This is a genomic window from Paraglaciecola aquimarina (genome assembly GCF_032464635.1).
In the GTDB taxonomy this organism is placed as follows: Bacteria; Pseudomonadota; Gammaproteobacteria; order Enterobacterales; family Alteromonadaceae; genus Paraglaciecola; species Paraglaciecola aquimarina.
The window spans coordinates 3,448,943-3,464,335 of sequence record NZ_JAWDIO010000002.1; the positions used below are offsets into that span (position 1 = coordinate 3,448,943).

11 protein-coding genes, 1 tRNA gene and 1 pseudogene are annotated in these 15,393 nt (G+C 42.7%); 7 read left to right on the plus strand and 6 right to left on the minus strand.

Annotated features, from left to right (window positions below):
• Nucleotides 1–88: 88 nt before the first annotated feature.
• From RS130_RS17125 to RS130_RS17140, 4 genes are all read right to left on the minus strand, one after another.
• Entirely contained in the window at nt 89–835 is a 747-nt protein-coding gene (locus RS130_RS17125) for a ferredoxin--NADP reductase (protein ID WP_316026936.1), read from the minus strand.
• A 107-nt stretch (nt 836–942) separates the two neighbouring features.
• Nucleotides 943–1,638: a helix-turn-helix transcriptional regulator gene (locus RS130_RS17130; protein ID WP_316026937.1), complete on the minus strand. Its 696-nt coding sequence runs from the start codon at nt 1,636–1,638 to the stop codon at nt 943–945.
• Nucleotides 1,639–1,694: 56 nt separating this feature from the next.
• Entirely contained in the window at nt 1,695–1,952 is a 258-nt protein-coding gene (locus tag RS130_RS17135; protein ID WP_316026938.1) for a hypothetical protein, read from the minus strand.
• Complete coding sequence (locus RS130_RS17140; protein WP_316026939.1) at nt 1,945–2,859, minus strand: GGDEF domain-containing protein; 915 nt, start codon at nt 2,857–2,859, stop codon at nt 1,945–1,947. The genes RS130_RS17135 and RS130_RS17140 overlap by 8 nt, the downstream gene beginning before the upstream one ends.
• 318 nt (nt 2,860–3,177) lie before the next feature.
• On the opposite strand from RS130_RS17140, the gene RS130_RS17145 reads away from it, so the two are divergent.
• The 4 genes from RS130_RS17145 (at nt 3,178) to RS130_RS17160 (ending at nt 9,293) form a co-directional block, all read left to right on the plus strand.
• A complete protein-coding gene (locus RS130_RS17145; protein WP_316026940.1) occupies nt 3,178–5,868 on the plus strand; it encodes a TonB-dependent receptor in 2,691 nt (896 codons plus the stop codon).
• 127 nt (nt 5,869–5,995) lie between these two features.
• Nucleotides 5,996–6,970, plus strand: coding sequence for a metallophosphoesterase (locus tag RS130_RS17150; RefSeq protein ID WP_316026941.1), 975 nt, complete (start codon nt 5,996–5,998; stop codon nt 6,968–6,970).
• Nucleotides 6,967–8,928 (plus strand): phytase, encoded by a 1,962-nt coding sequence (locus RS130_RS17155; protein ID WP_316026942.1) that lies wholly within the window; start codon nt 6,967–6,969, stop codon nt 8,926–8,928. Before RS130_RS17150 ends, RS130_RS17155 begins: the two co-directional genes overlap by 4 nt.
• Before the next feature lie 288 nt (nt 8,929–9,216).
• Nucleotides 9,217–9,293: transfer RNA gene (locus RS130_RS17160), tRNA-Pro, on the plus strand.
• Nucleotides 9,294–9,984: 691 nt separating this feature from the next.
• Here RS130_RS17160 and RS130_RS17165 read toward each other — a convergent pair.
• Complete coding sequence (locus RS130_RS17165; protein ID WP_316026943.1) at nt 9,985–10,665, minus strand: methyltransferase domain-containing protein; 681 nt, start codon at nt 10,663–10,665, stop codon at nt 9,985–9,987.
• 126 nt (nt 10,666–10,791) lie between these two features.
• Here RS130_RS17165 and gloB point away from each other — a divergent pair, with 126 nt between their 5' ends.
• From gloB to RS130_RS17180, 3 genes and pseudogenes are all read left to right on the plus strand, one after another.
• Nucleotides 10,792–11,562: a hydroxyacylglutathione hydrolase gene (gloB, locus tag RS130_RS17170; RefSeq protein WP_316026944.1), complete on the plus strand. Its 771-nt coding sequence runs from the start codon at nt 10,792–10,794 to the stop codon at nt 11,560–11,562.
• Between the two features lie 84 nt (nt 11,563–11,646).
• Nucleotides 11,647–13,303, plus strand: a pseudogene (locus RS130_RS17175) (LysM peptidoglycan-binding domain-containing protein).
• A gap of 32 nt (nt 13,304–13,335) precedes the next feature.
• Complete coding sequence (locus RS130_RS17180) at nt 13,336–13,794, plus strand: methyltransferase family protein (RefSeq protein ID WP_316026945.1); 459 nt, start codon at nt 13,336–13,338, stop codon at nt 13,792–13,794.
• A gap of 235 nt (nt 13,795–14,029) precedes the next feature.
• On the opposite strand, the gene RS130_RS17185 is transcribed toward RS130_RS17180, so the two are convergent.
• Nucleotides 14,030–15,316 (minus strand): TRAP transporter large permease, encoded by a 1,287-nt coding sequence (locus RS130_RS17185; protein WP_316026946.1) that lies wholly within the window; start codon nt 15,314–15,316, stop codon nt 14,030–14,032.
• Nucleotides 15,317–15,393 lie beyond the last annotated feature (77 nt).

Sequence of the window (15,393 nt, forward strand, 5' to 3'; positions counted from 1 at the left end):
GAACCAATTGAGACACCCATAACTAAACGCGATGGCTATCTTTGTAGTGTTTGTATTTATGGGTGTCTCGATAAGCCCTACCCTGTTTTCACCAATACCGCTCTAAAGATATTTGCCCAGATGAACGTCTAAGGTGTTTAGTTAAGCCCATTTCAATTAAGGTTTGTGTGGCGTCTTTGAGCATCTCAGGGTTACCACATAACATGATTTGACTATGAGCAGGGTGAATATCTACCCCCACTTGTTGTTGAATACATCTTGATTTGAGGAGGTTTGGGATATGGCCACTTAGCTTGCCGGCTTTAGTTTCGCGGCTAACAATGGGTACAAAATGAAATTGGCTGGCATAGTGGGTAGACCAAGTATTAATCAGTTGGCTGTAAGCTAGGTCGTGTTCGTAACGAGCGGCATAGACTAAGATGATATTTTCATACTCTTGCCATACTTGTTGGCTGGCCAAAATAGATAAAAAAGGCCCAACACCTGTACCGGTAGCCATTAACCATAAGTCACGGCTTTTAGGCACTTCATCGAGTACTAAAAATCCTGTTGCTGGTGCCATCACTTTTAATGGATCGCCAATTTGTAATTGATGTAACTTAGGTGACAAAGAGCCCTTGGCAACGGGGACGGCGATAATTTCTAACTCGTCATCGTTGGGCCCATTAACCAAAGAATAAGGGCGGGATATTAGTTTGCCGTCTTGCTCTAGGCCGAATTTTGTAAATTGCCCCGCTTTGAACGGTGGAAAATCGCTACAAGACACTCGCAAACTAAACAAATGGTCATTCCAATCTATTCGGCTAACCACTGTTGCATTTAGCCACTGCGCCATTTTGAACCTCCCCACTTTCTGGTCAATGTAAATTCATGTCTGATGATGTAAGTACGGTAACATAAATAACTAGAAAACAAATGAACTGGCCTGAGTTAGATTAAGTGTTAGTTGCTATACCTTAATTGACTGGGTGTGAGGCCAGTCCAACGTTTTACCGAACGGCGAAAGTTAGATATGTCGTTAAAGTGCATAAGGTTGGCGCTTTCTTCATTGCTTAGCTGTTGCATTTGCAATAAAAATATCGCGTGGTGTTTACCAAGTTCATCTTGTAATTGCTGAAAACAGTAGCCGTGTTGCTTAAGTTTACGCTTGAATGTCGCTGGGCTCATGGCAAACAAATCTGCCACCTGTTGTAGACCAAGACTTTGCTGCTGGGTTAAGTAACAGCGAATCGCTTCTAAAAATCCGTGTTTTGGTATGCCATTGGCTTGGGCCTTTTTCATCGCATGCCATTTTAAACTATCACTACGGTGCAAGCATGGTGTGACTAGCCATTTTTTGTCAAAGCTAATACTCAACATTGGCTGCGAGAAGTTCAGCCTATGACCTAAATGCACTTCGTACTCTTGAATGTATCTTGGTCTAGCAAATGGAAAGTTAAAATGAAAAGGAATTCGTTGACCAAAAAGTAACTTACATGCCGAAACCATAGCGCTGAAATATAGCTCCACTAAAAACTGCAGTTGATCTTTGCAGCCGATGGTATCGGATAGTAATAAATACTGGCGTTGTTCGGTGGTATAGGTTTTGGCTGCAAAGAATGGACAAATTTGGCTGCGCAAAACATCGAGTACCCGCAAACAATCAGCTAGGTCACGGCTATGCATTAAGGCATGAGAAATAGCGCCGTAATTACTCAGTAAAACAAACGACGGCCTAATAAAAAACCGCAGTCGTAGCCCGGTGTCAGTGACTTAGCATTGTTCAATAGTTTGAGTATTTGCAGGCTGCTAAGGGTTTTGTCAGAGGTTAAATCTTCATGAAATATACCAGTACTGCGCAAAAGTTTGTGTTTATTGACTTGTCGTGAATGGGCAAAGTCAAGCACGCTAGCAGCCAATTGATGAGCAGGGATTGCTTTATCTTCCAGACAAAAATAGTGCCGGTTAGTCATGATATTGTTGGCCTTGTTTGAACAAGTCTAAGCGCCGGCTCACTCGCTGCAATAGATTATCTGCGCCGTCACCGAAAACAGCCGACTCTGCGGCAAAGGTTAAGTCGTGGTAAACCGGCTCGCTGGTAGATTCGGGTTTAAAGGCTATGTTAGCAATGGCTTTTTTCACTTGTTTAGCGATTTTTTGTGCCACTGTGATATCTGTATCAGGAAACAGCAAAATGAAACGATCGCCAGCATAACGACAGGCTAAGTCAGTGGAACGCAAGTTCATCAAAATCAAATCTGATATCTCTCTTAGCACTTGATCACCTTGATCGTGGCCAAAGCGACGATTAAATGCGTCGAAGTTATTGATATCTAGCATGACTACCGAAAAGTCAGGCCTAGTATTAGCGAGGAGCTTGTTATCGATTTGATATCGCATATAGTCTGCGTCATACAAAGTGGTTATAAAGTCCACCTGATGATGTTCTCGAAAAATTGCTTCGCGTTTTTGCAATAGTTTGTTGAGGATCAGTTGTTCTTGGTGCCATTGATACAAGGCATAGCTCATGATCAACATGCCAATGCCAGCAGGGATCGATTCAATCATAGACAGCCATGTCAACGACTCTTGGTAAAACACAAACTCATCCATTAGATCTAAGTTCGCTGAAAAGAGAAAACAGCTAAGGCCTAAAATTAATGATGTAGTGACGTTACCGGCAGGACGGCTAACCAAAATAAACACTAGCCAGCACAGAGATAGCAAGGCCACGCTACCTTCACCTAAAATGTCTAGCCACGACACATCAGCCAAAGGTTTAAACTGGCCTAAACCTAAACTCACAGTGAGTGACAGGGTAAAAGAGGCGCACACCACAGTGAATAAACGCTGGTGATTAGCCAATAAAGAAAAGTTCATAGGGTACTCATTTTTATACGGGTTCAAACTATGCTGGCACAGTCAGAATTTATTACACGGGTCATATTGGCTCATTTAAGTGACAAAAATATGAAATTTAGCCGAATAGATTGACGTGCGAGGCCTTGATTAAGCATAAGTATCGATAATGCCTGGGAGGTCAAATGAGCTCATGGGCCGCCTTTTTTATGCAAAAAAAGAGCGATTTTCTGCCTTGGCTAAAAACAAACTGATGTCGTGTCATAAAAATGTCACCCGCACTGACTAGTTTGGCCGGCAACCACATACGTTACTCAGTTTGGAACCCAAGGCATTATAATGAAAATGATAAAACACACTTTAGCGATAGCATGTATAACGGCCCTCACTAGTCAATCTGTTCTGGCTGACGATGGCAGCTTTCAAGGCCAACTTACCAATAAAAGTCAAACCAGCTTTGTTGAAGGCGCACAAATTAAAATAAAAGAATTAGCTCAAAGCACAGTATCTCGTCGCGACGGTAGCTTCCGTTTTGCCAATTTACCTGAAGGTGAATATACCTTAGTGGTGAACTACTTAGGGGTACCTAGTTTTGAGGTACCTATTTTAGTGAAAGACGGAGAAATTAAGCAACAACAGATTTCGCTACCGGCAGCAGCCACAGAAATCGATAACGTAGTGGTTTATGGACAGCGCAGCGGCCAAGCTAACGCGATTAACCAACAACGCGTAGCAGACAGCTTAAAATCTATTGTATCGGCCGATGCCATAGGCCAGTTTCCTGATCAAAACGCCGCCGAAGCTTTACAACGATTACCGGGTTTATCCATAGAGCGGGACCAAGGTGAAGGGCGTTTTGTAGGCATTCGTGGTATCGATCCTAACTTAAACAATGTCACTATTAACGGCGTGAACGTGCCTTCGCCAGAGTCTGGTGTGCGGTCAGTAGCACTTGATGTGATCCCTTCTGAATTAATCCAAGGCTTAGAAGTTTCTAAGTCGGTCACCTCAGACATGGATGCCGATTCAATAGGTGGTTCAATTGAGGTGAAAAGTTTAAGTGCATTTGATCGCCAAGGCACCACTGCTAGTGTGAATGTGCAGGCTAGCCAAAATCAATTACGCGATGAAACCAGCCCTAAAGTGTCTACCAGTGCTACCCACGTTTTTAACGACGTATTAGGTGTGGCTGGTGCATTGTCTTATGCCAAGCGAGATTTTGGTTCAGACAATATTGAATCAAACGGTGACGATGAGTTAGAACAACGTTTTTACAGCATTTCTCGAGAAAGAATAGGCGCAGCGGTTAACCTTGATTACCGTCCAGATTTTAGCAACCAATATTACCTACGCACCTTGTACAGTAGCTTTGCCGATAACGAGCATAGATTGGCCAATACTTTTGCTTTTGATGGCGACGATTCAGAGATTGAACGGCAAAGTAAAGATCGTGAAGAAACGCAAACTATTATATCTGTCACCGCCGGTGCTGAGCATCAACTCGATGATTGGTTAGTAGAATATCAATTAGGCTACTCGAAAGCAGATGAAGATGATCCAGCAGCTTTATACTACACCTTTGTCGGTGAAGGTATGGCAATTGATTCTGATTTACAGGGGCAAATTCCACAATTGAGCCAAGACGCCGCAGCGATGGATTTAAGTAACTACGAACTTGACGAGGTTAGCTACGAAGCCAGCCTAGCCGAAGATACTGAAACCATGGCAAAAGCCGATTTCACTCGCACTTTTGACTTAGACAGCAGCAAGTTTGAATTGAAATTTGGGGCTAAGTACCGCAGCCGTGAAAAAACTGCCACAGCCAACATTTTCATATATGACGGTGACTTTGATGGCATCGACCCTACTATGTTTAGCACGGCTCAGCCGGATTGGGGCTTAGCGGATTTTGGTCCTGGATTAGATCGCGTTGCACTGCGTCGCTACTTTATGGACAATCGCGCTAGCTTCGAATTAGCAGCGCTCGATTCAGAAGTAGAAACCAACGGTGCTTCTTATGTGAATAATGAAGATATCTTTGCAGCATATGCAATGGGTCGCTATGAGCGTGATAAATTAACAGTGGTGGCTGGGTTACGTTTTGAAGATACCGAATTTAGTACCTCAGGCATGCGGGTTGAGTTAATAGAAAATGAGCAGACCGATGTTGAGGAAGTGGTAAATACCCCATGGGAAGGCAAGAATCACTATGATCACCTGTTACCTAGCCTAAATATACGTTACGAGTTTAACCAGAAACTGATAGCTCGTGCGGCGTTTACTCAAACTATTTCACGCCCCAAATTTGAAGACGTGGCAGCGTTTCAAATCATTGAATCAAAAACAGAAGAAGATAATGGTGAATTTGTCACCGAGCGTGAAGCAGAAGTGGGTAACCCTGAATTGCAACCTTTTGAGTCAGACAACTATGACTTAGCCATTGAGTACTACCCTGGCAATATCGGCGTGTTTTCTGCTGGGTATTTCCACAAAAATATTGATAACTTCGTTGTTATCGCTGATGTCTCTGATTTGCCCGCGTGGAACGGCTTTGATGAAGTCACTCAAGCGGTCAATGGCGAATCCGCCTCGGTTAGCGGGCTCGAATTATCTTGGATTAAAGCCTTTGATAATGGCCTGTTGATATCGACTAATGGTACTTTTTCTAGCTCTGATGCGGTTACATTGTTAGATGGCGAACGCTTTGAAACCTCTTTGCCCAATCAGTCTGATAAAATCGGTAATGTGACTGTGGGTTATGAGAGTAGCTTAATGAGCGTACGCTTAACCATGACTTACAAAAGTGAAAACCTTGAAGAAATCGACGGTGATTTATTACGTATGGAAGATGCTCATCAGCAAGTAGATTTCACCAGTAAGTACTTCATTGACCAAAACATGTACCTATACTTCAACGCCATTAATATTACAGATGAAGGTTTTTACAACTACTTCAATAATCAAAGCATCAATGCACAGTATGAAGAGTACGGCCGTACCTTTGAACTTGGCTTTAGTTGGATGCTGTAAAGCGTGACGTTGTAGGCTTGTTATAGCATTAGGCAAGTGGCGGTAAATACATTCATCCCCACTTGTCTTAGTTTCTAAGGCTGAGCCCACGGTTTATTCTGGGGTCAGCCTCTTATTCGGAGAAGTAATGTTAATTCGTGTTTTATGCTTTTTAGTCTTGTCTGGTTTGACTTTGCAAGGCTATACCCAACCGGTTTTTGATAAAAAATACTATCAAACCCACCAAGTCGAAAATTTATCCATTCCTGAAGATAGTTTACATTTTTTAGTACTAGGAGATTGGGGTAGAAATGGTCACTATCAGCAAGTGCCTGTGGCTAACATGATGGATATTGTCATGCAGCAAATGGATGGTGAATTTATTACCACCACGGGCGACAACTTTTATTCAAACGGTGTCGCCTCTGTAGATGACCCCTATTGGCAAACATCCTTCGAGCAGGTTTATCATGGCCCCCATTTGTTTGAAGATTGGTACCCCACCTTAGGCAATCACGACTATCGCGGAAATTGGCAAGCACAAATAGACTACTCTTTGCGTAGTCGTCGTTGGCAGTTTCCCCATCCTTACTACGCAAAAATGTTCGATGTGGGTAATAACAACCAGTTGCTATTGCTCTTTATTGATAGCAGCCCGTTAAACCCAGAATATAAAAACCGCGCAAAATATGCGGCAACACAACAGCAAGATGGCGAAAAGCAATTAACCTGGATTAAACACAAACTCGCTACCACGCAAGCAAAATGGAAGGTGGTAATAGGTCATCATCCGCTATATTCCAGTGGCAAACGTTTCGGTAAAACTAACGGTATTCAACAAGTTTTGGAGCCTATTTTTGAAAAATATCAAGTCGATGCATACTTTGCGGGGCACGAACATGACCTACAACACAATCGCCCCGCGGGAAAAACCGTTGAACATTTTGTGTCTGGTGCGGGCTCAGAATTACGTCCAGTCGCACAACGCTCATTCACGCAATTCGCTAAGAGTGAAGCAGGCTTTTTGACGGTTTCAGTGAACGACAACAATATTTTAGTGCAGTTTGTCAGCGCCACTGGCGAACGCATTTATCATTACAATATACACAAGGAACAACCATGAAAGTCATGAGTTTATGTTTTGTGGTAACGGCAATATTAATGGCCTGCCAAACGAGCTCCTATACTGCTGAAGGTGGGTCTGGTAGTAGTCAATTAGTGGCCAGTACCACAGAGCTGTCAATCACATCTGGGCAGCAAGGTGCAGCTAAATCTGCCATGCCAGTTACCTATCAGCAACAACAGTTTTGGCTGTTAACCAGTGAAACTGAAGGCATTCGTTTAGTCGATAGTACAGGTCATATCCTCAGTACTTTTGCCGGCAATATGGAGCTTGTCGATTGGCGAGATAACATTCAAATTGCGGCGCAAAACTATGGTTTGATTGCAACTGTTGATAATAATCTAGGCCAAGTATTGATATTGGCGCTTGATTGGCAAAACAAACAATTATCACTGTTGCATACGCTAGGCAAAACGAGTGCACAAATAGAAACCTTATGTTGGTACAAAAAACCACAAGGGCATTTATCATTGTTTACTGCCGATGCAGTTGGCATGATTGAGCAGCGTATTATTGTTGATCGTAATCGGCATTTACTAGTGGATGAATCTGTACATCAATTTATTGGCGCTCCGCAAACCAAAAGTTGTGCTGTGGATGATGTCAGTGGAGCCTTATACGTTGTGGAAGAAAACATTGGTGTATGGCGCTATGCTGCAGATCCTGAGTCGGAGCTGGCCCGCGAACTAGTCACAGCTGTCATGCCTTTTGGCCCATTAGCGGGTGAAGTGACACATGTCGATGTGCTGGAAAATGGCGAGCTATTAGTGAGCACACCAGAACAACAAGGAGTTTGGCATATCGCCAACACCGAACAGGCAACGGCTACATTTATCCAGTTAGCAGGCACTGAAAAACCTGAAGTCGTGCATGCTCATGACAACTCAACTGGCTTGGTGTTAGGAGTAGTAGATGACGAAAGCGGCGTGTACTTACATAGTCAAGTTACGTTTGATGTTACGCCACGTGCGCCATCCAGCAATCCGATACAAAATATCACGGCATATGCTCAAACCAAGCCAGTAGACGCATACGGTGATGCGGCAGATGATCCCGCAATTTGGCTGAATGTAGCCAAGCCAGAGCAAAGCCGAATATTAGGCACCAATAAAAAACAAGGCTTGATGTTGTATGATCTGCAAGGCCAATTATTACAACAGCTAAACGTGGGTAGAGTAAACAATGTAGATTTACGTTACGGCTTTAAGCTAGGTAACAATACATTTGACTTAGCCGCTGCCAGCAATCGCTCGAGCAATAGTATTAGTTTGTTCTCAATCCATTCAGACAGTGGAGAACTAGCCTTTTTATCTGATATTGCCACTGACTTAGGTGATGTGTATGGCCTATGTATGTATCAGGATAAAGAGCAATATTACGTGTTTATTAATGATACTGCAGGACGCTATCAACAATACTTGTTAGTCACAGTCGACAATAAGATTGAGGGCAAATTAGTCCGTGAATTTCAAGTACCAAGCCAGCCGGAAGGATGTGTGGCTGATGATGCCAGTCAACAGTTATACTACGGTGAAGAGTCTACTGGTATTTGGCAAGTGACAGCGCAACCTGTTGCTATGCCTGCCAAGTTAATTGCGACCACCTCCGAAACTTTCGTGGCTGATGTAGAGGGTATGGAAATATATCAAATGGACGGCAAGCGTTATTTAGTGGCGTCGAGCCAAGGTAATAACAGTTATGGGGTATTCGCCCTTGAGCAAGATAATCGCTATTTAGGCAGTTTTCGTATCGACATGGACTTACAAGCTAGGGTCGATGGGGTGTCTGAAACCGATGGTTTAGCTATTACTTCCCAAGCTTTAGGTGCAAATTTGCCCGATGGGTTATTGGTAGTACAAGATGGTCGAAACCGCTTACCTGTCGCGCCGCAAAACTTTAAGTTAGTGGATGGAAAGTGGATCAAGCAGTTGCTTAATCAATGGCTACAAGATAAGTGATGTTTTGATACTGGCCTAGCAGTATAAAAAACAACGGGCGGATAAAGGGCTGATGAATTAAAAGCCTAATCGCCCGTTTTTATGTGGGTGTAACAATATCTATTGTTATTATCAGAATATAGCGCTCAGCCATTATTGAGGTGTGAGGCAAACAAGTGAATTTGATTGACCAAAACCCCGATAACAGGGTCAAGGCCGTAAATTGTGTAAACTCTAATCAATTGATCAGGGCAATCAATAATTTCCATTGCAAAGACATAAAAAATAAGTAAACTCCCCTGCTTCGGTCGGTGTGTAGCGCAGCTTGGTAGCGCACTTCGCTGGGGGTGAAGGGGTCGTAGGTTCGAATCCTATCACACCGACCAATTAATCATCACTTTCTACCCTCATTTCGCAAACTCTTCTGCCAAAAAATACATAACTGCAAAATGGTAGCGGCATATTGGCTGGAGCTGAGCAAATCATAAGTTTGGATCCTATCACACCGACCAATCATCACTTTCTACCCTCATTTCGCAAACTCTTCTGCCAAAAAATACATAACTGCAAAATGGTAGCGGCATATTGGCTGGAGCTGAACAAATCATAAGTTCGGTTCCTATCACACCGACCAATTAATCATCACTTCCTGCCCTCATTTCGCAAACTCTTCTGCCAAAAAATACATAACTGCAAAATGGTAGCGGCATATTGGCTGGAGCTGAACAAATCATAAGTTCGGTTCCTATCACACCGACCAATTAATCATCACTTCCTGCCCTCATTTCGCAAACTCATCTGCCCAAAAACACATAACTGCAAAATGGTAGCGGCATATTGGCTGGAGCTGAACAAATCATAAGTTCGGATCCTATCACACCGACCAATTAATCATCACTTTCTACCCTCATTTCGCAAACTCTTCTGCCAAAAAATACATAACTGCAAAATGGTAGCGGCATATTGGCTGGAGCTGAACAAATCATAAGTTCGGTTCCTATCACACCGACCATTTACCTAAAATGGCTGACATCCCTAGGTCCTAGAGCCTTGCTAAGTTCATACAACGAAGTCGATTTATTTCACTTTATTTAGGCCAGCTCTGGCACTCGCGTTGGCCCTAACAGTAGAGAACTTTCGATTACTCTGCCATTTAGGCTTTATGATGGATAGCGGAATTTCTCGTTTCCTAGCCACTATGATGTACATGGTACAAAGGCTGGCGAAATAGTGAGTCGCCCAAGCATTCCACTTAGAAGGCTGATGTATTCGCCTTTGCAAAAACAATTCGTTAAACAATAGGTGCTTAGTGTCAATTATTTCAAAGCCGAGTAATTGCAACCAATCCTTAACGCGGCCACAACTAAAAAACCGTGCCTCATGTAACACACTGCCTTTATTAAAAGGTAAATGTTTAAACAAACCACATAAACTAAACGGATTAAAGCCCGTTAATACCAAATATCCATTCGCCATGATGGCGCGGTCGACTTCTCTGAGGATTTGGTGAGGGTCGTTAGAAAAGTCCAACTCATGGGCTAAAACAAAGGTATCAACACTATTTTCGGCAATCGGCAAGTCTGTTGACTTAGCTAACAAACTTGTTTCTGCTTGAAGCTGACCAGTCATACTCACTTGATGCTTTATGGGGCAATGTGGCAACCGAATTTCACTGCTTAAATATCCAAGGCGCACTAAGTGGTAACCGAAAAATGTACGGCTAATTTCAGATAATTGATTTTCTATTAAACCTTTCAATTCCTCACCTAAGGGCAAATTTTGCCAACTTGTTGGAGGAGTGAATGTACGCGAGATTAAGGCAGGTTTCATGGGATCTATGTTAATCTAAATAGCAGTCGATTTCATAGTAGTAGGAAAAATTAAATGTCTTTACAAATTATTGCGATAAAAGCCTTCAGCGACAACTACATTTGGTGTCTTCGCAATCATCAATACTGCGTCGTGGTTGATCCGGGTGACGGGGCCCCAGTGAAGGAATACTGCCAACGTGAAAACTTATCTGTTACTGCTATATTAATTACCCATCATCATTGGGATCATACCGATGGTATTGATGAACTGCTAAAGACATACCCCGACATTGCTGTATATGGCCCACAAAATAACAACATTAAACAAATAAACAGTCGGCTGAATGATAAAGACATCATTCAACTCCGTGATATAGATGTTGCGTTATCAGTCATGACAGTGCTAGGACACACCTTAGATCATATTGCATACTACGGTGACATTGGACTATTTTGTGGAGATACATTGTTTTCGGCTGGCTGTGGTCGACTGTTAGAAGGCAGCGCACAGCAGATGTTTGATTCACTCAAAAAACTAGCGACACTGCCAACGGAAACCAAAGTATTTTGCACTCACGAATACACCTTAGCTAACATCAATTTTGCCCTTGCGGCCGAGCCCAATAACAAAGTGTTACATAATTATAAACGCTGGGCCGAACAACAACGATCGCAGAATTTAGCCACCCTTCCTTCTTCTATAGGCCAAGAATTAGCGATTAACCCCTTTCTACGATGCCACAGTGCAGAGCTAGCAGAACAAGTCCAGAAACACAGCGCTAGCCAATTAAATTCGCCACAAGCGGTATTTGCCGCGTTAAGAAGGTGGAAAGATCATTTTTAATCCGTAGAATGAAACAACAAAAAGCTATCCATAAGCTTTCATCCATCACTATTAACTTATAAAAATAATATTTAGGGAAATAATTTGTCTACCCATTCTCTCGCTGTAATTTTACTAGCCAGCTTGCTATCTGCATGCCAGCTAACAGCTAACTCACCTCAAGAGCCAGATAACACCTCCCTGACCAACTAGCCTTAAGTTGTTCAGGATCAGACGAGCACGCCGAACAAGCAATAGATTGTAACGCCGAGACTGAAGGCACCTTCCCTATTTCTCACCCAGTTGAGCCCGTAGAGGTAGCTGTTGTCGTTCCGGAGGAAGTAGTAGAAGCGGCAGCTGAAAAAGAGATAAAAGACTTATGGCAAAGAGTACGCTCGCAGCTTTCTTTCGAGTTTGAAGAAAACAAAAGAATCGCCGCTCAGCGCAATTGGTATTTAAAACACCCAGAATATATGCAACGCGTTGCCAAACGCGCCAAGCCATTTTTGTATTTAATCATTGAGCAGCTAGAGCAGCAAAACATGCCTTTAGAACTGGCACTATTGCCGATAGTAGAAAGTGCGTTTGACCCTTTTGCTTATTCACATGGCCGCGCAGCAGGTATGTGGCAATTTATTCCAGAGTACCGGAAAACGATTCGGCATGAAACAAACACTGGTGGTATGACGGTCGCCGTGATGTCATGGCCTCCACGCAAGGTGCCATTGATTATCTGAACTATTTGTTAAACATGTTTGATGGTAATTGGTATCACGCTTTGGCAGCCTATAACAGTGGTGAGGGGCGTGTTTTAAGGGCTATCAAAAAGAATAAAAAAGCCGGTAAGAAAACCGATTTTTGGTCATTAGACTTACCCCGTGAAACCGAAGCCTATGTACCTAAACTATTGGCCTTAGCTGACATTTTAAGAGAAAGTGATAATTATCAGTTTGATTGGCCGATCATCGATAATGTCCCGTTCACTCAAGTGGTAGAAATAGGCTCTCAAATTGACTTAGCTTTAGCCGCGCAAATGGCTGATTTGGAAGTAAAAGAGCTGCATGCTTTAAACCCTGGTTTCAATCGTTGGGCTACCGATCCTAATGGACCACATCGCCTTTTATTACCTATCGACAAAGCTGAAAAGTTCACCACGGAATTAGCAAAAACCGATAATAAACAACGCCTTAATTGGGTTAGGCATAAAGTAAAAAGTGGTGATAGCTTGCTAAAACTGGCGGCAAAATACCATACTACCGCTGACATTATTGGCAACGTGAACAAAATTAAAGGCAATATGATCCGCATTAATGATTACCTTATCATTCCGGTCGCCCTGAAATCTTTAGATGCCTATACCCTATCTCAAGAACAGCGCTTAGCTAAAGTGCAGTCGAAGAAAAGCGGTTCTACCAAGCTCACTCATACCGTAAAAAGCGGCGATACTTTCTGGGATTTGAGCCGAAAATATAAAGTGAATTTACGTAGCTTAGCCAAATGGAATGGCATGGCACCCACAGATACTCTAAAACCCGGCAAAGAATTAGTGATATGGCGCAAACAAGCCAACGCCCAAACTAATCAAGATTCGGTGATGCGCACGTTAACCTATACCGTTCGCAACGGTGACTCATTGGCCAGAATAGCCAATAAATTTAAGGTGAAAGTCAGTGATTTAGAAAAGTGGAATCAAAGCAAGCTAAAAAAGTACTTGCAGCCCGGTCAAAAATTAAAGGTTTTGGTGGACGTCACTCGAACGTGATCGCAATTAGCTAACGAATACAGGATAAGGATATGGACAAACTAAAACTCAAAGTCCCACCAGTCGCTGTATTTGTTGTATTGGTATCATTAGTTTTTCTACTGAAACACACTGGTATAGCTTTTATTGTGCCAATGAACGACCATTTTACGCCAACCGTTTTAATCGCGGTCGGCTGTGTATTTGGCATATTAGGCGTATGGGAATTTCGTAAACAAAACACGACGGTCAACCCTCATACGCCTAATAAAGCATCGAGCTTAGTGACGTCTGGCATTTATCGAGTCTCGCGCAATCCCATGTATTTTGGCTTGTTATTAATTTTGATTGCCGTAATTTTAAGGCTAGAAAATGTGCTGGGCTTTATCGCCATCCCTTTATTTATCCTTTATATGAACCATTTTCAAATTAAACCAGAAGAACAAATAGTTGAATCTATTTTTAATGATGAATATCGAGAATATAAAAATAAAGTTCGGCGCTGGATTTAAATTGCGGCTGTACACTACATGTCAGTTTATTCGACAAACCAAGCTCAATACCAATCTGAGTTGGCAAAAAACCTGAAGCTCTATTCCGCCAGTGTTTCTGTCACTTCTACTCTTCTAAATGTTATATGCTCTTCACTTATATCAGTTCCAATCAATAACGGTACACTCAGCAAGAATGTATAAGCACATACTCAAGACGCTAGAATAAAGATCTGACAAGCAGTGAATAATTCCTTCAACTGCCGCCATAAATAAGCTCTGGTAACCACATTGAAAGTTGCGGAACAAAAGTGACTAACAACAACACAATCACTAAGGGGATCACAAAGGGGATCGTTGCTTTAGCGCATTCTTCGAACGGCACTTTAGTCACACGAGATAATACGTACAGCACCATACCCACTGGAGGGGTTAACAAACCGATCATTAAGTTCAGTACCATCACCACCCCAAAATGCACCGGATCAATACCTAGACTAACCGCTATGGGCAATAACACTGGCGTAAGTATGGTGATGGCAGCAATAGTTTCCATAAAACAGCCCACTACAAATAAGATGAATGTGATCATCAACAGCAGCATAGTTTTATTATCTGTAACGGTTAACATCCAGCGCGTAAAATCTTCGGTTACATGTTGACTGGTTAACACCCACGAAAATATAGCGGCACCAGCAATGATCATTAAAATGATGCTAGTGGTTTCTATGGTTTCCATACTCACTTTGACAAGTTTCTTAATGCTCAAAGTACGATAAACACCAGCACCTAAAATAAGTGAGTAAACCGCCGCAGCAATGGCCGCTTCTGTGGCGGTAAATACCCCAATTAATATACCGCCAATAATAATAACTGGCGTCAGTAGCGACAAAAACGCCGATTTAAAAGTTCGTCCTAAACGGATTGGGCTAAATCCGGCGTCTTTAGGGTAATTACGTTTTTTAGAATAATACGCCACCATCACCATCAACGACACAGCCATTAATAATCCCGGAATAAATCCCGCAGCAAACAGTTGGCCAATAGAAGCTGAGGCCATTACTCCGTATATAATCATTGGTAAGCTAGGAGGAATAATAGGGCCGATGGTCGACGAAGCGGCCGTTATACCCACGGCAAAGCCTGCATCGTAACCTTTGTTACGCATGGCTTTAACTTCAATCGCTCCTAATCCACCGGCATCGGCGACCGCTGCGCCAGACATACCCGCAAACATGATAGAAGCACTAATGTTTACATGGCCAAGCCCGCCACGCATCCAGCCAACTAAAGCATTAGCAAAGTTGAAAATTCGATTCGTAATCCCCGAGGAATTCATTAACCCACCTGCCAACACAAAAAAAGGAATAGATAATAATGGGAAGCTATCCATACCGCCTACCATACGATGCAGCACGATTAATTCTGGCACCTGCCCATCATATAGAATTGCCAGCAATGCTGAGCCAGCAAGGGCAAATGCCACAGGAAAACCTAGGATGATCATAACGAACAACGACACTAACAATATTGCAATAACCATAAGTCAATTCAACCTAGTCTAAAGAGTTTTGAGTGCTATCGATAATAGCGTTGGAGTCAAGAGTAAACATGCGGATT